The organism is Nonomuraea sp. PA05, from assembly GCF_008086045.1.
GTDB lineage: Bacteria > Actinomycetota > Actinomycetes > Streptosporangiales > Streptosporangiaceae > Nonomuraea > Nonomuraea monospora.
The window spans coordinates 1-19,187 of record NZ_VSEY01000076.1; the positions used below are offsets into that span (position 1 = coordinate 1).

Annotated in this window: 18 protein-coding genes; 6 read left to right on the plus strand and 12 right to left on the minus strand. The window is 71.1% G+C overall.

Going from position 1 to position 19,187, the window contains the following annotated elements; translation table 11 throughout:
• Positions 1-194 precede the first annotated feature (194 nt).
• Together FXF51_RS57820 and FXF51_RS57825 are read right to left on the minus strand one after the other, a co-directional pair.
• On the minus strand, positions 195-722 hold the full coding sequence (locus FXF51_RS57820; RefSeq protein ID WP_148443402.1) for a hypothetical protein: 528 nt from the start codon (positions 720-722) through the stop codon (positions 195-197).
• A gap of 32 nt (positions 723-754) precedes the next feature.
• The gene (locus tag FXF51_RS57825; protein WP_148443403.1) at positions 755-1,186 is read right to left on the minus strand and encodes a hypothetical protein; all 432 of its coding nucleotides are present in this window, start codon (positions 1,184-1,186) and stop codon (positions 755-757) included.
• A 348-nt stretch (positions 1,187-1,534) separates the two neighbouring features.
• Between FXF51_RS57825 and FXF51_RS57830 the strand changes: the two genes are divergently transcribed.
• The 3 genes from FXF51_RS57830 to FXF51_RS57840 all read left to right on the plus strand — a co-directional run bounded on the left by FXF51_RS57830 (position 1,535) and on the right by FXF51_RS57840 (position 5,641).
• Positions 1,535-3,781, plus strand: a complete 2,247-nt coding sequence (locus FXF51_RS57830) for an ATP-dependent RecD-like DNA helicase (RefSeq protein ID WP_411268442.1) — start codon at positions 1,535-1,537, stop codon at positions 3,779-3,781.
• Positions 3,782-3,911: 130 nt separating this feature from the next.
• Entirely contained in the window at positions 3,912-5,108 is a 1,197-nt protein-coding gene (locus FXF51_RS57835) for an Ig-like domain-containing protein (protein ID WP_148443405.1), read from the plus strand.
• On the plus strand, positions 5,105-5,641 hold the full coding sequence (locus FXF51_RS57840; protein WP_262380592.1) for a GNAT family N-acetyltransferase: 537 nt from the start codon (positions 5,105-5,107) through the stop codon (positions 5,639-5,641). Before FXF51_RS57835 ends, FXF51_RS57840 begins: the two co-directional genes overlap by 4 nt.
• A gap of 69 nt (positions 5,642-5,710) precedes the next feature.
• On the opposite strand, the gene FXF51_RS57845 is transcribed toward FXF51_RS57840, so the two are convergent.
• The 3 genes from FXF51_RS57845 to FXF51_RS57855 form a co-directional block, all read right to left on the minus strand.
• On the minus strand, positions 5,711-6,541 hold the full coding sequence (locus FXF51_RS57845; RefSeq protein WP_148443406.1) for a hypothetical protein: 831 nt from the start codon (positions 6,539-6,541) through the stop codon (positions 5,711-5,713).
• Positions 6,542-6,544: 3 nt separating this feature from the next.
• The gene (locus FXF51_RS57850; RefSeq protein ID WP_148443407.1) at positions 6,545-7,510 is read right to left on the minus strand and encodes a hypothetical protein; all 966 of its coding nucleotides are present in this window, start codon (positions 7,508-7,510) and stop codon (positions 6,545-6,547) included.
• 104 nt (positions 7,511-7,614) lie between these two features.
• Positions 7,615-8,202: a helix-turn-helix domain-containing protein gene (locus FXF51_RS57855; RefSeq protein ID WP_148443408.1), complete on the minus strand. Its 588-nt coding sequence runs from the start codon at positions 8,200-8,202 to the stop codon at positions 7,615-7,617.
• A 90-nt stretch (positions 8,203-8,292) separates the two neighbouring features.
• Between FXF51_RS57855 and FXF51_RS57860 the strand changes: the two genes are divergently transcribed.
• On the plus strand, positions 8,293-8,955 hold the full coding sequence (locus FXF51_RS57860; protein ID WP_148443409.1) for a class I SAM-dependent methyltransferase: 663 nt from the start codon (positions 8,293-8,295) through the stop codon (positions 8,953-8,955).
• A gap of 382 nt (positions 8,956-9,337) precedes the next feature.
• Here FXF51_RS57860 and FXF51_RS57865 read toward each other — a convergent pair whose 3' ends face one another.
• Both FXF51_RS57865 and FXF51_RS57870 read right to left on the minus strand, forming a co-directional pair.
• Positions 9,338-9,913, minus strand: a complete 576-nt coding sequence (locus tag FXF51_RS57865) for a GNAT family N-acetyltransferase (RefSeq protein ID WP_148443410.1) — start codon at positions 9,911-9,913, stop codon at positions 9,338-9,340.
• Between the two features lie 160 nt (positions 9,914-10,073).
• Positions 10,074-10,658: a TetR/AcrR family transcriptional regulator gene (locus tag FXF51_RS57870; RefSeq protein ID WP_148443411.1), complete on the minus strand. Its 585-nt coding sequence runs from the start codon at positions 10,656-10,658 to the stop codon at positions 10,074-10,076.
• 115 nt (positions 10,659-10,773) lie between these two features.
• On the opposite strand from FXF51_RS57870, the gene FXF51_RS57875 reads away from it, so the two are divergent.
• Complete coding sequence (locus FXF51_RS57875; protein WP_148443412.1) at positions 10,774-12,075, plus strand: erythromycin esterase family protein; 1,302 nt, start codon at positions 10,774-10,776, stop codon at positions 12,073-12,075.
• 236 nt (positions 12,076-12,311) lie between these two features.
• Here FXF51_RS57875 and FXF51_RS57880 read toward each other — a convergent pair whose 3' ends face one another.
• From FXF51_RS57880 to FXF51_RS57890, 3 genes are all read right to left on the minus strand, one after another.
• Entirely contained in the window at positions 12,312-12,833 is a 522-nt protein-coding gene (locus FXF51_RS57880; protein ID WP_148443413.1) for a GyrI-like domain-containing protein, read from the minus strand.
• Positions 12,830-13,042 carry a GyrI-like domain-containing protein gene (locus FXF51_RS63365; RefSeq protein WP_262380594.1) on the minus strand — a complete coding sequence of 71 codons (213 nt, stop codon included), beginning with the start codon at positions 13,040-13,042 and terminating at the stop codon, positions 12,830-12,832. The genes FXF51_RS57880 and FXF51_RS63365 overlap by 4 nt, the downstream gene beginning before the upstream one ends.
• Positions 13,043-13,713: 671 nt before the next feature.
• Complete coding sequence (locus FXF51_RS57890) at positions 13,714-14,979, minus strand: helix-turn-helix domain-containing protein (RefSeq protein WP_148443414.1); 1,266 nt, start codon at positions 14,977-14,979, stop codon at positions 13,714-13,716.
• 223 nt (positions 14,980-15,202) lie between these two features.
• Here FXF51_RS57890 and FXF51_RS57895 point away from each other — a divergent pair, with 223 nt between their 5' ends.
• Complete coding sequence (locus FXF51_RS57895; RefSeq protein WP_148443415.1) at positions 15,203-15,994, plus strand: ArsR/SmtB family transcription factor; 792 nt, start codon at positions 15,203-15,205, stop codon at positions 15,992-15,994.
• Positions 15,995-16,373: 379 nt separating this feature from the next.
• On the opposite strand, the gene FXF51_RS57900 is transcribed toward FXF51_RS57895, so the two are convergent.
• Both FXF51_RS57900 and FXF51_RS57905 read right to left on the minus strand, forming a co-directional pair.
• Positions 16,374-17,441, minus strand: coding sequence for a tyrosine-type recombinase/integrase (locus tag FXF51_RS57900; protein WP_148443416.1), 1,068 nt, complete (start codon positions 17,439-17,441; stop codon positions 16,374-16,376).
• Between the two features lie 206 nt (positions 17,442-17,647).
• Positions 17,648-19,177: a helix-turn-helix domain-containing protein gene (locus FXF51_RS57905; RefSeq protein WP_148443417.1), complete on the minus strand. Its 1,530-nt coding sequence runs from the start codon at positions 19,175-19,177 to the stop codon at positions 17,648-17,650.
• Between the last annotated feature and the right edge of the window lie 10 nt (positions 19,178-19,187).

Below are 19,187 nucleotides of genomic sequence, written 5' to 3' on the forward strand. Positions count from 1 at the left end.
CCCCCACCCGGGACCCGGGCCGCCTGGCGAGGCGGCTCAGGGTGCCGCTGCGGCGGGCTTGGTAGCCGGCGAAGGCGTTGTCGGGGTCGAGAGTGGCGGTCAGGCAGGGGCGAGTCGGCGTGCGCTGATCCGCCACTCGGGGCGGTGAGGCCAGCCATCAGTGGCCTCGGCCAGACCGCCGCGGATCGGTGAGGCTAGAGAGTGACGGTGAGGCTCAGGACTCCGCTGTCGGACGTCAGGCCCTGCGGAGTGAGACAGGCCAGCAGGTCCAGGGCGGGAAGGACCTTGGTCTGGACGACGGTGGCCCCCTCGAACAGCCCGTCGACCACGGTGCCGGTGCGTACCAGGACCGTCTGGCCGTTGGGCTTGAGGTTGATGGCCAGGGTGCCCTCCACCACGCTCTGCTGTCCGGTGTTCCAGGTGTAGACACTCCTGTCCGCGAACGAGGCGGCGGTGCAACTGGCCGTGCCCGTGCCCTCCGCGGTGAAGGTGGCACCCACGATCTGCGGATGGCGGAGAGAGACACACGGGGCGAGCGAACCCTGAGCGACAAACGTCGTCGTCCGGGCGGTGTAGGTCAGGCCCGGGTCATAGGTGCTGTACTGCGTCCCCGTAGGACAGGCGACATCCACGACGCCGGCGTGCGCGGACGGGGCCGCGGCGACCGGGGCGAGCAGACCGGCGACGAGCAGGGCGACAGCGGCGATGGACCGAGGTCTCATGGCGTTCCTTCGTGCGTTGCCGGCATGGGCCGTCAGCCTGCGATGGTGAGTGAGGTAGGTCCGGACGAGCTGGTGAGGCCGGTGGTGAGGCATGCGGTGAGATCCAGGGTCACCTCGGCGGTGCTGCGGACGACGTCGCCGCCGGCGAACTGACCGCTGTCGACCTCGCCCACCGCGACGAACACGGTCTCTCCGGCGGGCTTGATGTTGACCGTCAGGTCGTAGGTGATGACGCTGCCGGGCCCGTCGTTCCAGTCGACCACCATGGTGGCGTTGGGGAAGCTGGAGGCCAGGCAGCTGCCGGTGCCGCTGCCGTTGATGACGAAGGTGGCGTTGTTGAGGGCGGGGCTGGCGGTGGAGGCGCACGTGGCCAGGGTGCCCTCGATGTGCAGGCTGGTCGGCTGGGAGACGAAGGTGAGCCCGGGGGACCAGGTAACGGTCTGCGTGCCCAGCGGGCAGGTCACAAGGGTGGCCAGGCTGCTCTTTTCGTCTCCCTCCGAAACCGGGACGCCGAAGTCGCCCCAGGCTTATCGGAAGACCCACACTCCACCTGACGCGGGAGGTTCGGGTAGAGCTGGCGCCGCCACACCATTGTCACTTTTTGCGCTCACGAAGTCACTTTAAGTCACTTCATGTGCATTCGGACACCTCTACAGGACATCGTCAACGACCTCGCTGCACGCCGACTTCTCAAGCAAGCGGCCGCCGGCGATCCGCTCTAGCGCCGCAGCCGTACAGGATCGGCCATCCCGCTGGGGTCACATGGTGATGATAGATCGCTGGGTCAGCGGCTCGGGCAGGGTGTCGCGGCGATGAAGATCTGCTCTAATCTCGTCGGCGTGGGAGGGACAGGCGCGGGCGCCGAAAACATCGCTACCGAATTGTGCGCGGTACTTGAACGCATCACCTACGCCAACGAGGAGACCGGCTACACCATCGCCCGCGTCGCCACCGAACGCTCCGGCGCCGACCTGCTGACCGTCGTCGGCCCCCTGCTCGGCGCGCAGGTCGGCGAGTCGCTGCGGCTGCGCGGCCGCTGGACCTCCCATCCACGCTACGGCCGCCAGTTCGAGGTGTGGGACTACAGCACCGTGCTGCCCGCCACCGTGCAGGGCATCCGCCGCTACCTCGGCTCCGGCCTGATCAAGGGCATCGGCCCCAAGATGGCCGAGCGCATCGTCGACCACTTCGGCACCGGCACCCTGGAGGTCATCGAGCAGCAGCCCGAACGCCTGGTGGAGGTGCCGGGGCTGGGCCCCAAGCGGACGAAGATGATCGCCGCCGCCTGGGAGGAACAGAAGATCATCAAAGAGGTGATGATCTTTCTTCAGGGGGTCGGCGTGTCCACCTCCATCGCGGTGCGCATCTTCAAGCAGTACGGCGACACCTCCGTCGCGGTCGTCCAGAGCCAGCCGTACAAGCTGGCCGACGACGTGTGGGGCATCGGCTTCAAGACCGCCGACACCATCGCCCAGGCCGTCGGCATCCCGCACGACAGCCCCGAACGCGTCAAGGCCGGCCTGCGCTACACCCTGTCGCAAGCCGCCGACGACGGCCACTGCTACCTGCCCGCCCCCAACCTCGTCGCCGACGCCGTCAAGATCCTCGACGTGCCGTCCGCGCTCATCGCCACCTGCCTGGAGGAGCTCGTCGCCGACGAGGGCGTCGTGCGCGAGAACGTCCCGGCCGGCGACAACGACGTGCCCGCCGTCTACCTGCCGCCCTTCCACCGCGCCGAGGCCGCCCTGGCGGCCGGCCTGCTCGGCCTGCTGCACAACGGCCACGACCGGCTCAAGGCCTTCGCCGACGTCGACTGGGAACGCGCCGAGACCTGGCTGCACGGCCAGACCGGCGCCGAACTGGCCACCGAGCAGCGCCAGGCGGTCCGCCTGGCGCTGACGGAGAAGCTCGCCGTGCTGACCGGCGGGCCCGGCTGCGGCAAGAGCTTCACCGTACGCTCCATCGTGCTGCTGGCCCGCGCCAAACGGGCCAAGGTCATCCTGGCCGCCCCCACCGGCCGGGCCGCCAAGCGGCTGGCCGAGCTGACCGGCCACGAGGCCACCACCGTGCACCGGCTGCTGCAGCTGCGCCCGGGCGGCGAGGCGACGTTCGACCGCGACAACCCCCTGGACGCCGACCTGGTCGTGGTGGACGAGGCGTCCATGCTGGACCTGCTGCTGGCCAACAAGCTCGTCAAGGCCGTCGCGCCCGGCGCGCACCTTCTGTTCGTGGGCGACGTCGACCAGCTGCCGTCCGTCGGCGCCGGCGAGGTGCTCAAGGACCTGCTGGCCGCCGACGACGTCCCGCGCGTGCGCCTGACGCAGATCTTCCGCCAGGCGCAGGAGTCGGGCGTCGTCGTCAACGCCCACCGCGTCAACACCGGCCGCCACCCCGTCCTGGAGGGCATGAAGGACTTCTTCCTGTTCCCCTGCGAGGAGCCGGAGGAGATCGCCGAGCTGACCGTGGACGTCGTCGCCCGCCGCATCCCGCGCCGCTTCCGCCTCGACCCGCGCCGCGACGTGCAGGTCCTGGCGCCCATGCACCGCGGCGCGGCCGGCGCGGGCGCCCTCAACATCGCGCTGCAGGAGGCCCTGACCCCCGCCCGCGAGGGCATGCCGGAGCGCCGCTACGGCGGCCGGGTCTTCCGCGTCGGCGACAAGGTCACCCAGCTGCGCAACAACTACGACAAGGGCGCGGCCGGGGTGTTCAACGGCACCGTCGGCATCGTCACCGACATCCGTCCCGACGAGCACAAGCTCACCGTCCTGACCGACGAGGACGAAGCGGTCGACTACGCCTTCGACGAGCTCGACGAGCTCGCCCACGCCTACGCGGTGTCCATCCACCGCTCCCAGGGCAGCGAGTACCCGGCCGTGGTCATCCCGCTGGCCACCAGCGCCTGGATGATGCTGCAGCGCAACCTGCTCTACACCGCGATCACCCGGGCCAAGAAACTCGTCGTCATCGTCGGCTCACGCCGCGCGCTGGCCCAGGCCGTGCGGACGAAGGGGGCGGGCCGCCGCCACACCGGCCTGACGCACCGCCTGACCCGCCGCTGACCAGGCGTCACACAAGTCCCGGATAAGTAATTGAAATGTGATCGAACTCTCCCAAAGGATTCCGCGTCTTACATGCAGGAGCATTAAGGTTTTTAGGGTGCCATGGTGGTGCCATGGGGAGAGGACGAAGGTGAACGTTGCGCCGGCTCGCAGGAGACCCGCCACCGCACTCGCGCTGCTGGCGGCGGCCGTCCTGACGGCTTCATGCTCCGGCGGCCCCACCGCGCAACCACCGGACACCTCCCAGGCGACCACCAGCGCCACACCCCAGGCCCCCACCGTCAAGATCACCCCCGCTGAGGGCGCCGCGAAGGTCAGCCCCGAGAAGAAGGTCGTCGTGGCCGCCGCCGGCGCCCCGCTCGACAACGTCACCGTCGAAGCCGGCGGCGAACAACTCGAGGGCAAGTACAACGCCGACAAGACCCGCTGGATCTCCAAGACCGCGCTGAAGCCGTCCACCAGCTACAACGTCTCGGCCACCGCCGGCGTCACCACCGCCACCAGCACGTTCACCACCGCCAAGCCCGAACGCGCGCTGCAGGTCGCCGACGTCACCCCCAACGCCAAGGGCGAGACGCTCGGCGTCGGCGCCCCCATCATCGTCACCTTCAACCAGCCCGTCACCAGCAAGGCGACCATCGAACGCGCCCTGGAGATCGAGGCGGAGAAACCCGTGGACGGCGCCTGGCGGTGGATCAACGACACCGTCGTCATCTACCGCACCGCCAAGTACTGGCCCGCCCACCAGAAGGTCACCTTCAACGCCAACATCACCGGCATCAAGGGCGGCAAGGGCCTGTACGGGGTCAAGGACTACACCGCCGACCTCGAGATCGGCGCCAAGCAGATCAGCAAGGTCGACACGCGCAAGAAGATGATGTACGTCTACAAGGACGGCAAACGCGTACAGACCATGCGCATCAGCGCCGGCATGGCCACCACCCGCGAATACACCACCACCTCCGGCGTCCACCTCACCATGGAACGCGGCAACCCCGTCCGCATGATCAGCCCCGGCCGCAAGAAGGGCGACCCCGGCTACTACGACGTGATGATCAACCACGCCGTGCGGATCTCCAACTCCGGCGAGTACGTCCACGCCAAGGACAACGTCTGGGCCCAGGGCGTGCGCAACGTCAGCCACGGCTGCGTCAACGCCCGCCCCGACCAGGCCCGCTGGTTCTACGACAACATGCAGCGCGGCGACGTCGTCGACATCACCGGCACCGACCGCGAGCTGGAGTGGAACAACGGCTGGGGCTACTGGCAGATGTCGTTCTCGCAGTGGAAGAAGGGCAGCGCCCTGAGCAAGAGCAGCAAGTCGTGACGCACCCGCCCGCGCACCCGCCCACGCACCCGCCCACGACGATCCGCACGGCGACCGCCGCCGACGTGCCCGCGGTCCTGTCCATGTTCGACTCCGCCGTCGCCTGGCTCACCGCCCAGGGCCGCACCGGCCAGTGGGGCACCCGCCCCTTCACCGGCGACGCCAAACGCACCGGGCAGGTCACCTCCTGGCTGGACGGCGGCGGCATGCGCATCGCCGAGCACGACGGCCGTCCGGCCGGCTGCGTCTCCGTCGGCGCCGCCCACGACTACGTCACCCCCGCCGCCGAGCCCGAGCTGTACGTGCAGGCCCTGGTCATCGACCGCCGCCACGCCGGTCACGGCGTCGGCCGCGCGCTGCTCGACTGGGCCGCCGCCGAAGCACGCCGGCGAGGCGCCGGCCTGCTGCGAGTCGACTGTTACGCCGGGCACGACGGGCGGCTCGTCGGCTACTACGAGAGCTGCGGGTTCACCCGCGTCGCGCCGTTCACCGTGGGGGAGTGGCCGGGCATGCTCCTGCAGCGCCGCCTGTAGGAGGAAACCCGGCGTGCCTGTGGTCCCAGCACGTCGACCTGGACACGATCGTCGCGCTCATGCCCGCTCTCAGGTCACCTTGAGCGACTTCACCACGGTGTGCACGTCGGGCCACAGCCGCCGGTGGGTGTCGGGGATGGTGATCCACAGGACGGCCGGGCGCTTGCGGCCGGTGTCCACGGCGATCGCGACGGACAGCTCCTGCCTGGCCTCGCGCCCGTCCGGGCTCGGCGGCATCCGCATCATCCTGGCCAGCAGCCAGCCGTGGCCGACGGGCTGGGAGGCGAGGTCGCGGCCCGTCGTACCGGCCGGGAACGAGCCCTCCTGCTTGTGGTCGAGCATCGCGCGGGCGGCGTCGTAGAGGCTGTCGCCGGCGTCGAGGTCGGACCACAGGTGCTGGGAGTCCAGGTCCGCCCACCACTGACGGTCGCCGTCCGGCCCGTAGGTCTCGGTCGCGAACGTCTGGCGCAGGTTGTAGCGGCCGTCCTTGATCGGGCCGTCGCCGATGGGACGGCTGCGCCGCCAGGGCGAGCCCAGCTCGGCGAACGACAGGCCCGTCCTGGGGTCGGTCACCCTGCCGATGCTCCTGGAGCCCCTGCCCGGCCAGCGCGGCAGCGTGACGACCGTGCCTTCCCCGATCCTGGTGACGACAAGGCCGCTCGAGGGCGTCGGTGTCGGTGTGGGTGTGGGTGTCGGTGTGGTGGGGGCGGGTGCGGGCGTCACCGGGGTGGGCGGCGTGGGCGCCGGGACGGGCGCAGCGGCCGTGACGGTGCCGCCCGTCCCGGTGGCCAGGTTGAGGCCGACGACGAGTTCGGCGACGAGCGCGGCGGCGCCCAGCAGGCGGACCCACCCGGGGAACGGCGCCAGCAGGCCGCGCATGCGCTCAGAGGTCGCGGGCATGGCTCAGCCCTCCTTGGACAGCAGGTCGAGACCGGCCTGACGGGCTTGCTCCACGCTGTCGCGCAGCGCCTCCCGCAGCTGGATCGCACGTTCGGACAGCAGGCCGACCTCGTCGGCGGCCAGCGGGTCGCGCACCGTCCTGGACAGCAGCTCCCGGTAGGCGTCACCGTCCTCGGCCAGGTCCTGCAAGGTCCGCCACTCGGCGTAGACGGCCTGCGCCTCCTCGGTGCGCCGCGCGTACTCCTCCAGAGCCGAGACGCGGCGGGCCAGCGCCCGGGTGGCGACCGTCAGCGCCTCCTGCTGGGAGGACAGCACAGCGCAGATGCGTTCGGTGACGTGCCCTGTCCGGGCCGCGTCCTGCTCGCGGCGCAGCCGGGTCAGCTCGGTCAGCGTCTCGGCGATCTCCCACGCCTGGCGGGGCAGGGTGACGCGGTTGGCGACGCCGTCGAGCAGCCCGTCCGCGTCGAGCGGCGAGCCGAGCACGATCCCGGTCGCCTGCGCGGTGCGCTCCAGCAGCGCGGCGTCCACCGGCTCCAGCATGCGGGCGTGCACGTACCGGCCGTCGTGCCGGCGGCCGTAGGCGGCCACCGGCGACTCGCCCGCCAGGGCCAGCAGCGCCACAGCCGCGATCGCCTGCACGGCCAGGCAGGACAGGAAGAACGCCGCGAACCCGTACCCGATCCACACGCCCAGCAGCGCCGCCTGCAGCAGCGCCGCCGCGCCGACGAGCACCGGGTGGCGGCCACGGCGGGCCAGCGCCACGACGAGGGGCAGGAAGGCGGCCGGCGCCGACACCGCCAGCGCCGCCAGCACGTCACCGCCGGTCCGTCCGCCCCACGCGGGCCGGGGCGGCGGGGGCAGGAGGGCGGGGCGGGCGGCCATCGCCCGGCGGTGCGCCTCGGGCAGGTCCGGGTCGAGGATGAGGACGCCTGGGGTGTCGTCCGCACGGGAGCGAGCTTTGCCTGTCATGTCGTTCCTGATCTACGCGTCGCCGGCCCCGCGCGGGACGCGGCGATCTTCTCGGCGAGATCATCGGATGCGGCGCTTGCACTCCGCTTGCACTTCGCTCGTGGTCAGCGTGCCGCCGGTGATACCCGGACGTGGGCGCGCTCGCCCTGCTTGCCGATGAGGCTCAGGAACTCCACCGGCCCGGCGCCGGTGGCGCCGAACCAGTGCGGGGTGCGCGTGTCGAACTCGGCCGCCTCCCCCGGGGTGAGGATCAGGTCGTGCTCGCCGAGGACGAGCCGCAGCGTCCCGTTGAGCACGTACACCCAGTCGTAGCCCTCGTGGGTGCGCAGGTCGGGCTCGGCGTCGTCACGCCCGGCGGGCAGGACGAACTTGTAGGCCTGGATCCCGCCGGGCCTGCGCGTCAGCGGCAGCACGACCATGCCGTCGCCGCGGGCGATGGGGCGCAGGTGGACGCGGGGGTCGCCGGTCGGCGGCGCGTCGACGAGCTCGTCCAGTGTCACCCCGTGGGCGCGGGCGAGCGGCAGCAGCTGTTCCAGCGTGGGCCGCCGCAGACCCGCCTCCAGCCGTGACAGGGTGCTGGCGGAGATGCCGGTCTGCGCCGCGAGGTCGGCCAGCGTCACGTCCCGGTGCAGCCGCAGGCGCTTGAGCCGCGGCCCGACGGCGTCGAGCGTGCGGCCGATCGTGTCGTCCATGCGGCCATTTTGCCATTCGGCAACAGCGTTTGCTCATCCGCTCGTTCGTCACCACCATGAGAAGCCACCATCCCCGGACGAGGAGCACTCATGACGCACGCCTTCGACAAGGACTACTGGGAGCAGCACTGGCACGCCGCCATGGGCGCTCACCCGCCGAACCCGTACCTGGTGTCCGAACTGGGCGAGCTGCGTCCGGGGACGGCCCTGGACGCCGGGTGCGGCGGCGGCGCGGAGGCGATCTGGCTGGCCGGGCGCGGCTGGCAGGTCACCGCGGCCGACCTGTCGGCCCGCGCCCTCGCGCTCGCCGCCGAGCAGTCGGCGGCGATCCAGCCGCCCGGACGGGTGCGCTGGGTGGAGGCGGACCTGACCACCTGGCGCCCCGATGAGCCGTTCGACCTGGTCATGACGCACTACGCGCACCCGGCGATGCCGCAGCTCGACTTCTACGAGCGCATCGCGGGCTGGGTGGCGCCGGGCGGCACCCTGCTCATCGTGGGCCACTCCGGGTCTGCCGGTCACGGCCATCATCCGCCGGCCGGGTCTGCCGGTCACGGCCATCATCCGCCCGCCGGGTCTGCCGGTCACGGGCACCATCCGCCCCCCGAGGCGTCGGTCACCCCCGCCGCCATCACCGGCCGCCTGCCCGGCGCGCGATGGGAGATCGTCACCGCCGAGGAGCGCCACCGCACACCCGCGGGCCGCACCGAGCCCCTGCACGACGTCGTCGTCCGGGCCACCCGCCGCCCCTGACTTCCTCTGGTGTTCCAGGGCCTTCTTCGAGGACCTCGTCGGCCGGGTCATCCCTGCCGGGCAGAAGGGTTGAGGGTCTGAGCGGGGCGTGCTGACGGCTGCGCCGGAGGAGCGGTCGGTGCTGCCCGCCTGACCGAGGTGATCGGACGTCTTGCGCGGATGCAGCGGTGCCGGCGTTCCGCAAGAAGGCTGCCGGATCCGGGGGTCGGCGGTGCCATGCGGCAACCGCTGGAGCGCCGGATCGGTCAGCTGGATCCAGTGGCGTCGGTGACGGCGAGACAAGGCGCGGGCGCTGCGGCCGGCGGGTGCGGAGCCGCTCATCGAGGGGCCGCCCGGCCGGCCGTATGTCACGGTGGCGATCGATGTGGCGTCTCCGCCGTCATCACTCGTGAGCGGGCCACTCCTCGGCCAGGAGCGCGTATGAGAGACCGTCGAGCCATCCCTTGGTGTGGTGGAGCGAGTCTCGCACCGTGTGCTGTTCGCGGCGCATCCCGACCCGCTCCATCAGCCGCCACGAGGCTTCGTTGTCGTAGAAGCAGTCCGCGTGCAGGCGGCGCAGCCCAAGACTCTTGAAGGAGATGCCGATGAGGGCGCGTACCGCTTCGGTGGCATAGCCCTTGCCGCCGTAGGAGGGATCGAGCGTCCACCCGAGCTCTCCTTGGACGCCTTTCGCCTGGTCAGCGACCTCTTCCTGAGCCCAGCCATCCTGGATCTTCAGCATCAGGTCCCCGATCACCCGGCCGTCCAGCTCGACGATGAGCAGGTCGACGAGCCGTTCCTCGCGCAGGAAACGCTCACGGTAGTCGTCGTAGGTCCCTGTGGCGGCCGTGAGCCATTCGCGAGTCTCCGGCAGCTTCCGGAAGGCCCAGGTCGCGTCCAGGTCGCCGGGGACAGCCCGGCGCAACAGCAGCCGCTCGGTGGGAATCGGCCAGTCCAGCGTGTCAAGAGGGTGACGCATGGGCCCTCATCCTGACAGCGGCCTGTGGTGATGCACAAACGGATTTCCGCGGCCGATGATGGTGCCCGCTACCGCGCGACGCGCCGCCGGCCACACGGCTCATGAGGCGCCGGCCGTGCGCCGCCTTTCCCGGCTCAGCGCGCACCTGGCGGCCGACCGTCTACTGCGGCCTGGGCGCCATGCCGGCGAACAGCGCGTCGAGGATCCTGTCCACGTACTCGTGAGTGAGCGGCTGCTGCGTGATCAGCAGCTGGAAGTACAGCGGACCCGACAGGATCGCCATCGCCAGCTCCAGATCGAAGCGCGGCGACAACTGGCCCTGGTCGCGGGCCGCCTTCAACCGGGCGACGGTCTTGTCCGCCTGCGGCACGATGAACCGCTCGTTGAGCGCGGCGGCGACCTGCGGCTCGTACTGAGCTTCGCCGATCAGCGCCTGGAACAGCGGCCCGAAGGGCGGAGCGGCCAGCAGATCGACGGCCGCGTGAATCTGCACGCGCAGGTCGGCGGCGACGTCCCCGGTGTCGGGGTAGTCCAGGCTCGTCTCGTTCAGCGACAGCAGCGAGTCCAGCAGCAGCGCGCCCTTGGACGGCCACCGCCGGTAGATGGTGTGCTTGCCGGCGCCGGCGCGGGCGGCGACCGCTTCGATGCTCAGCCGGGCGTAGCCGATCTCCTGGCCCAGCTCCAGCGTGGTCCGCATGATGGCCTCGGTACGGTCGGCGCCGCGCCGGCGGGGTGTGTCGCTCATGAACGACACCTTATCGGTACGGCACGTGCCGTACTTGACATCGTTACCCGGCAAAGTCATAGTCTCTCATCGACACGGCACGTGCCGTACCGATAATGGAAGCCGGAGAACCCTCATGCCCGCCCCCACCCTCACCACCGGCCGCGACGCGCCACCGTTCACCACCTGGCTGCGCGACCACGCCGTCCCCCTCACCCACCTCGACCCCGACGCCCCGCTCGACGACCTCGAACCGCTGCGCGACCTCATCGGCAACGCCCGCGTCGTCGCGATCGGCGAGCACTCCCACTTCATCGAGGAGTTCACCCGCCTGCGCGCCCGCATCCTGCGCTTCCTGGCCGAACGCTGCGGCTTCACCGTCCTGGCCTTCGAGTACGGCTTCAGCGAGGCCTTCCCCCTGGACGCCTGGGCCCAGGGCGACGGCACCGACGACGATCTGAGCACCCACCTGGCCACCGCCGTCCCCATCGGCCTGGAGGAGCCCCTGCGCTGGATCCGCCACCACAACGCCCGCAACACCGGGGCCTCGCAGCCGGTGCGGTTCGCCGGCCTCGACGTCCCGGCGGCCGGCGGCTCCCTCCTGCCCGCCCTGACCCCGGTCGCCGACTACCTCAGCAAGATCGACCCCGAAACGCTCCCGGCCGCCGAGACGGCGACGCGGATCGCCGCCCGCTTCGCCGGCGCCTCCGCATCCTCGGCCGCCCCCGCATGGGCCCGCCTGCCCGCCACCGACCAGGACATCCTCACCGCCACCCTGACACGCCTGCTCATCCGCTTCCGCGCCGTCGAACCCCTGTACGTCGCACGCGGCGGCCGCCACGGCTACGACGTCACCCTGCACCGCCTGGAAGGCGCCTGCCAGGCCGACTACGGCTTCCGCGCCATGGCCGGCCTGTACGCCGGCGACGGGCTGACCGCTGACACCTCGGCCCGCGACCTCTACATGGCCCGATCGCTCCTGTGGCACCTGGAACGCTCACGACCGGGCACCCGGATCGTCCTGGTCGCCCACAACGCCCACATCCAGACGGCGCCCATCTCCTTCGACGGCCGCCTCACCGGCCTGCCGATGGGCCAGCACCTGCGTGCCGTGCTCGGCCCCTACTACTTCGCCCTCGGCCTGACCAGCACCGGCGGGCACACCGCCGAGATGATCCGCGACGAACAGGCCCGCTTCGGCTTCACCACCGTCGACACGCCGCTGGCGCCGCCCGAGCCCGGCAGCGCCGAGGCCGCCTTCGCCGCAGCCGGCCTCGGCCTCAGCCTCGCCGGTCTTCGCCAGGCCCCCACCGCCGCCGCCCCCGACCGCATCCGGCTGCAGAGCACCTTCCTGCACACCCCGGTCCTGGACGCGTTCGACGCCATCCTGCACACCCCGTCCTCCACCGTCGCCCGCCACCTCGGAACCGGGCGCTGACCGTCACACCTCCCTCCCATCTGCTGGCCTGATTTTTGCCGCATGCCCCTCCGATCGCGACGCACCCGGCTTGCTGGAATCGAGCCTCGGGCCGGTGGACGGCAGGCTCATCGTGAGAGGGTGTTTTCGACCCCCATGAATGATCTTGGATGAAAGCAACTCTCCAGGGCGAGGTGAGCGTCTGGTGGCGACAACCCGAGCGGCCCACCCCGCTCTCGGCGACGGCGGCGGGCTGATCACCCGGCGGAGCGTGCCACCGGCTGCCTGAGCAGCGTCTTGGTCTCAGGATCGGTGAAATCGGTCAGGTAGATCTCGTGGTGCAGCCCGTTGCGCACCAGACCGTGCTCGGCCATGAACGTCTCCATCACGTCGAGCGACGCCTTCTCTTCGCTGTAGGGCCCCTCGTGGAGCAACTCCACGCACTCGCCCTCGGTGAAGGTGACAACCTGGACGCGGTCGACGGCTGTGCCGGATGCGCGTGCCTGCTCACGCGCCGCTTCGACCGCTCCCGGCTCGGGAACGTCGGGCAGCGGCAGCAGCAGATGCCAGCGCCACTGATCGCGCGGCACCTCCAGCGGCGGCCGAAAGTTGTCCTCCACCCACCAACGGCCCTCCAGCGGGCCGGCCGGGCCGCCCATGACGGAGGCCACGGCGTACAAGGCGCCGATGGCCGAGACGTGCTCGGTGCCGCCGGGCTCGCCCATGCCGGTGACGTTGAGGCAGGTGACGGGGTCGCAGTGGACCAATTGCGGTGTCATTGTTCCTCCGGAGGAATCATCAGGTGGGTGATCAGCCGATCGGGCGGGGTGGTCGCCGGGTCGGACACGTACACCTCGCGGATCGGGCCGCGGACGGGAGGGTGCCGCTCGGCGCACCAGGACAGCAGCGCGTACGCGGTCAGCCCGATCTGGTCGCAGGGGCCGACGTGGGTGGCGCTGGCGAACGGCCGCCTGGCGATGGCGGCCAAGGTGGCCCGGCCGACGTCCGACGGGCCTGCCGCCCGTCGCGGTGGACACCGCCACGCGCCGCGCCGGTTCTGTGACCACCGTGACGTGAACGGACGGCAGGCCCTCCGCCATGACGCGCTCCAGGGCGGCCAGCGTTGATCGGCGCTTGGCCGGCTCGGCTTCCAGCCGCTCGTGCACTCCCTCCAGGGCACCGGCCGTACCGGACAGCACCCGCGCGATAGCAGCTCCTCGTCCATGCCCCCAGAATGGGGTCTCCCAGTGTGGGAGAGTCCAGCCGGGCGCCCTTGATCAGCCGGAACGGAGAATGTGCGGCGGGATGCGGACGTGACCGCTTGTGGATGCTTCTCGGCGAGAGAGGTCCTTCGTCGGAGAGGTGGTCGCGATGGCCGGGGGAGCGGACCGGCCCGGCCCCTCCGCTGGAGGCGATCACGGGCGCTCGGCGGAGGCGGCCAGGATCGCGGCGGCCACAGCCGGGCCGTGCTCGCCGCGACCCCGGCCTTACGCGACCGGCTCTGCCAGGCGTTCATGGACGGCCGTGACTCGCCTCTGGAGCAGGCGCAGCGACCGAGGAACCCCTGACGGACGCCTCTGGAGAAGGTCCCAGCAGCAAGGCCGCTCCGTTCTGATCCACTCTCGTCCGGAGCGGCACATGAGAGGGCACGTTGCCCGCTCAGCGCTCGGGCAGTTCGGCCAGCTGCCTGATCACGCGGGCCACGGTCTCGGTCTCGCTGGTCGTTACCAGGTCGTGGAAGCGGTAGCGGGCGACGTACGGCGACTGCAGCAGGCCCAGCTCGACCAGTTCCTCCAGCGCGTCCTCGGCCTCCTCCGGCTCCAACTCGCCGAGGACCGCGCTCAGCGGTACCCCGAAGTCCGGCGCGGCGGCGAGCGCCAGCCGCCGGAAGACCAGGCGTGCCGTAGCGGACAGCTGCTGGTAGGACAGCGCGAAAGCGGCGGCGACGGCCAGGTCTCCGGCCGCCAGCGCCTCCAAGCGTCGTTCCTCGTCGTCCAGACGCCCGGCCAGCTGACTGGGGGTCCATCCCGGCCGGCTCTGCAGCCGGTTGCCGACGATGCGCACGGCCAGCGGCAGGTTGCCGGAGAGCCTGGCCAGCCGGGTCAACCCGGCCGGATCCGGCCCGGTGCGCTCCTCGCCCACGATCGCGCGCAGCAGGTCCACCGTCTCCTCCCCGGACAGCGGAGCCAGCGGGATCTGCCTCACGCCCTCCAGCCCGGCGAGAGTACGGCGGCTGGTGACGATGATCATCGCGGCGCCGTCCGGCGGCAGCAGCGGGCGCACCTGGCTCTCGTGCGCGACGTTGTCCAGGACGATCAGGCAACGCCGCTTGCGCATCAGCGCGCGGTAGTGTCCCGCGCGCTCCTCCTCATCGCCCGGGATCCCTTTCTCCGGGACGCCGAGCGCCTTGAGCAGGCGCGACAGCGCCATCGCCGGATGCAGCGGCGCGGCGTCCATGCCGCGCAGGTCGAGGAAGTAACGGCCGTCGGGGAACAGATCCGCCAGATGCCCGGCGGCGTGCACGGCCAGAGCGGACTTGCCGATCCCGCCGGTGCCGGAGATGGTGGCCACGGTCGCCGCCGGGGTGCCGGCCTGCCCGGCCAGCCGGCGCAACAGGCGCAGTTGCGCCGCGCGCCCCGTGAAGTCGCCCACGGCGCGCGGCAGCTCACACGAACCCGGTATGGGACCCGTCGGCCTCGGCCGGCCCGCCTTCGCGGCGCCGGTCAACGCCGTCCGCTGGCCGTCGTCGAGTTCGAGGGCTTCGACCAGGGCTTGCACCGTACGCCGTTGCGGGCCGCGGCTCGCTCCCCGTTCCATGTCGCTGATCGCTCGCGCGCTCACACCTGACGCGGCGGACAGCTCCTCGAGCGTCAACCTGGCCTCTTGCCGGAAGCGCCGCAGGAGCAGACCGAACTGGCTGACCATGCATCCTCCCCGCCGGCTGTGAATCTACCGGCTTTCGCCCGTCGTGGATCACTGCGTCCAGATCGTGGATTCGCGCTACTTCTGGGTGCGGTTCCTCCGTCAGTTTCCTGGCCCGGATCAGGGAGATCCTCGGCGGCTTGACAGGCAACCAGCCGGTTACCTAAGTTAAAGGCAGCCAAAAGGCTGCATATCGACAGGCAGGCAACCGGGCATGAGGGCGGGCATGGACGAAGTGTTCAAGGCACTGGCCGACCCGAGCCGGCGCGCACTACTGGACTCGCTCAACACCCGCAACGGGCAGACGCTGCGCGAGCTGTGCGCCGGCCTCGACATGACCAGGCAGTCCGTCAGCAAGCACCTCGCCGTGCTGGAGGAGGCCGGGCTCGTCACCACCGTACGGCGAGGCCGGGAGAAGCTGCACTACCTCAACGCCGCACCCGTGCACGAGATCGCCCACCGCTGGATCAGCCGCTACGACCAGGCCAGAGTCCAAGCCCTCGCCGACCTGAAACTCGCCTTGGAGGAGACCCCCATGGACGCGCCCACCTTCGTCTACACCACCTACATCCGCACCACCCCGCAAAAGCTCTGGCAGGCGCTCACCGAGCCCGCCTTCACCCGCCGCTACTGGGCCACCGAGTTCACCACCGACTGGTCCGCCGGCTCACCGATGACCTGGGACAACCACGGCGTGCTGATCAGCGACCCCGAACAGGTCGTGCTGGAGGCCGAGCCCTACACCCGGCTCTCCTACACCTGGCACGCCATCACCCCGGAGCTCGCCAAGCGCTTCGGCTGGGACGAGGAGACGCTCGCGCGGCTGGCGGCCGAGGCCCGCTCGAAGGTCACCTTCACGATCGAGGAGAACGGGCAGGTCGTGAAACTCACCGTGGTGCACGACGGGTTCGAGCACGGGTCGGCGCTGGCGGAGATGGTCAGCCACGGCTGGCCGAACGTGGTGGCGAGCCTGAAGACGTTGCTGGAGACGGGTGAGCCGCTGCCCGAGGACGGGTGACCGGCGCGGGTGACCGGCGCGGGTGACCGGCGGACGGGTGAGCAGCCCGGCGGGAGGGTCGCGGGTGGGGTGAGGTGCCGGTCGCGCGGCTGGCGATGTCGTGCCGGGCCGCGTTGGCATTGTCGTGCAGTGTTGTCGTGCGGTGCCGCCGGGTGTGAGGGAGGCGCGCACATCGTGGCGGGCAGGCGCACGCACTGTGGCGGCGCACGCACTGTGGCGGCGCACGCACTGTGGCGGCGCACGCACTGTGGCGGCGGGCGTACATCGTGGCGGCGGTGCGCCTGCTCCAGGGCGGCGCGCCGGCGTGGAAGGTCCTGGGACGGCCGCGCCAAGGCGGCCCGCCCCGGCATCGTAGGGGTGCGGATGCGGCGCGACGCGCTCAGGGGCGGCCGCGCAGCAGCGGATGCGACCGCATCGCCACCTCCAGCTCACCCGGCAGCTCATCCCGATACCGGCCCAGCGTCGACAGATCGCTGTGCCCCAGCACCCGCCGCACCGCGTCCATGTCCACCGCGTCCGCCAGCAGATGCGTCGCCGTCGTGTGCCGCAGCCCGTGCGGCGTCACCGACCGCCGCTGATCCGGATCCACCGCCCGCTGCACCCGGTCGATCACCGCCTGCACGTCCCCCCGCGCCAGCCGACGCCCCCGCCACGACAGCAGCAGCGCCTTCTCGCCCGCCGCGCCGGCCATCTCCGGCCGGCCCCGCTCCAGGTAGGCCTGCAGCACCCGCGCCACGTCATCCGGCAACGGCACGTCCCGCGTACGGCCGCCCTTGCCGAAGATCCGCCAGTAACGCACGCCGTCGTTGGTGAAGAAGTCCTCGACGTTCGCCCGCACCAGCTCCGAGACCCGCGGCCCCACCGTCGCCAGCAGCAGCACGATCACCGCGTCCCGCGCCTCCGTACGCTGATCGCGCCGCTTACCGGACGGCGCCGCAGTCTCCGGGAGCGTCTGGGCCGCCCCGATCAGCCCCTGGGCCTGCTCACGGGTCAGCGCCCGCCGCTCGGCCCGCAGCCCGCCCCGTTCCCGCGCCGTCACCGTGGAGGCCGTCATCGGGTTGAGCTGCACCCAGCCCGCCAGCGCCGCGTGCTTGAACAACGCCGAGATGGAGCGGCGGAAACGCGCCTGCGACGACGGCGACTGGCCCGCCCGCTCCCCGGCGTCCCGGCCGTCGCGGCCATCCCTGCCGGGGGAGGAGCCGGTGGGGGAGGAGCGGCCGTCCGGTTTGCGGGCGAAGGCCAGCAGGATCGCGTCCACGTCCGCGCCGGAGAGATCGTCGAGCACCACCTGCTCGCCGGCCAGCTCCACGAGCGTGGCCACGTCCCGCGCGTACACCTCCGCCGTCGCCGGCGACAACGCGCCCGTCAGGGTCTTGGCCCGCACCAGCTCCACATACCGGTCCGCCGCCTCCGCCACCGTCACCCGGTCCAGCTCCGCAGGCCGCACCCGCCGCCCCTTCCTCACCGCATGCAACGACAACCGCACGCAACGGTCCTGGAACGACGGTAGCGGCCCGCACCGACAAAAACCCGACCGGCGAAGCACTTGCCCGGCCGAAGCCCGACCGGCCGGAAGCCCCGGTCAGAAACCTCCGGCCGGAAACCCCGGCCGGAAGACCAAGCCCCGGCCGGAAGCCCCGGCCGGCCCGGCGGTCAGATGTCGCGGAAGGTCTCGATGCGCGCCCCCAACGCGTTCAACCGCTCAGCCAGATCCTCATACCCCCGGTTGATCACGTAAACGTTACGCAGCACCGACGTCCCCTCGGCCGCCATCATCGCCAGCAGCACCACCACCGCCGGCCGCAACGCCGGCGGGCACATCATCTCCGCGCTGCGCCACCGCGTCGGCCCCTCCACCAGCACCCGATGCGGATCCAGCAGCTTCACCGACGCCCCCAGCCGCGTCAGCTCCGTCAGATAGATCGCCCGGTTGTCGTACACCCAGTCATGGATCAGCGTCGACCCCTGCGCCGAAGCCGCGATCGCCGCGAAGAACGGCACGTTGTCGATGTTCAGCCCCGGGAACGGCATCGGATGGATCTTGTCGATGGGGGAGACCAGCTTCGACGGCCGCACCGTCAGATCCACCAGCCGCGTTCGCCCGTTCGCCGCCGGATACTCCCGCCCCCGGTCGTGATCCAGCCCCATCTCCTCCAGCACCGCCAGCTCGATCTCCAGGAACTCCACCGGAACCCTGCAGATCGTCAGCTCCGACGACGTCACCACCGCCGCCGCCAGCAGGCTCATCGCCTCCACCGGATCCTCGGAAGGGGAGTAGTCGACGTCCCGCTCGATCTGCGCCAGCCCGTGCACGGTCAGCGTCGTCGTCCCGATGCCCTCCACCCGCACCCCGAGCTGCTCCAGGAAGAAGCACAGGTCCTGCACCATGTAGTTGGACGAGGCGTTGCGGATCACCGTCACCCCGTCGTGCCGCGCCGCCGCCAGCAACGCGTTCTCCGTGACCGTGTCGCCCCGCTCGGTCAGCACGATCGGCCGCGACGGAGACACCGCCCGGTCCACCCGCGCGTGATAGAACCCGCCCGTCGCCGTGATGTCCAGCCCGAAGTGCCGCAGCGCCGACATGTGCGGCTGCACCGTACGGGTACCCAGGTCACAGCCGCCCGCGTACGGGATCTGGAACTGCTCCGTGCGGTGCATCAGCGGACCCAGGAACATGATCACGCTCCTGGTCCTGCGCGCCGCCTCGGTGTCCATCGCCTCCAGCTCCAGCCGGGACGGCGGCACGATCTCCAGATCGCTGCCCTCGTTGATCCACCGCGCCCGCACCCCGATGGAGGCCAGCACCTCCAGGATCCGGTACACCTCCTCGATCCGCGCCACCTTCCGCAAGATGGTGCGCCCCGAGTTCAGCAGCGACGCGCACAGCAGCGCCACACACGCGTTCTTCGACGTCTTGACGTCGATGCTGCCCGAAAGCCGGCGACCGCCCACCACCCGCAGATGCATCGGCCCCGCGTAACCGAGCGAGACGATCTCACTGTCGAGCGCCTCACCGATCCGCGCGATCATCTCAAGACTGATGTTCTGGTTACCGCGCTCGATGCGGTTGACCGCGCTCTGACTCGTCGCCAGCGCGTCGGCCAGCTGCAGCTGTGTCCATCCACGATGCTGGCGCGCATCCCGGATCAGCCGGCCGATCCGCACAAGATAATCATCTGCCACAACACGCAAC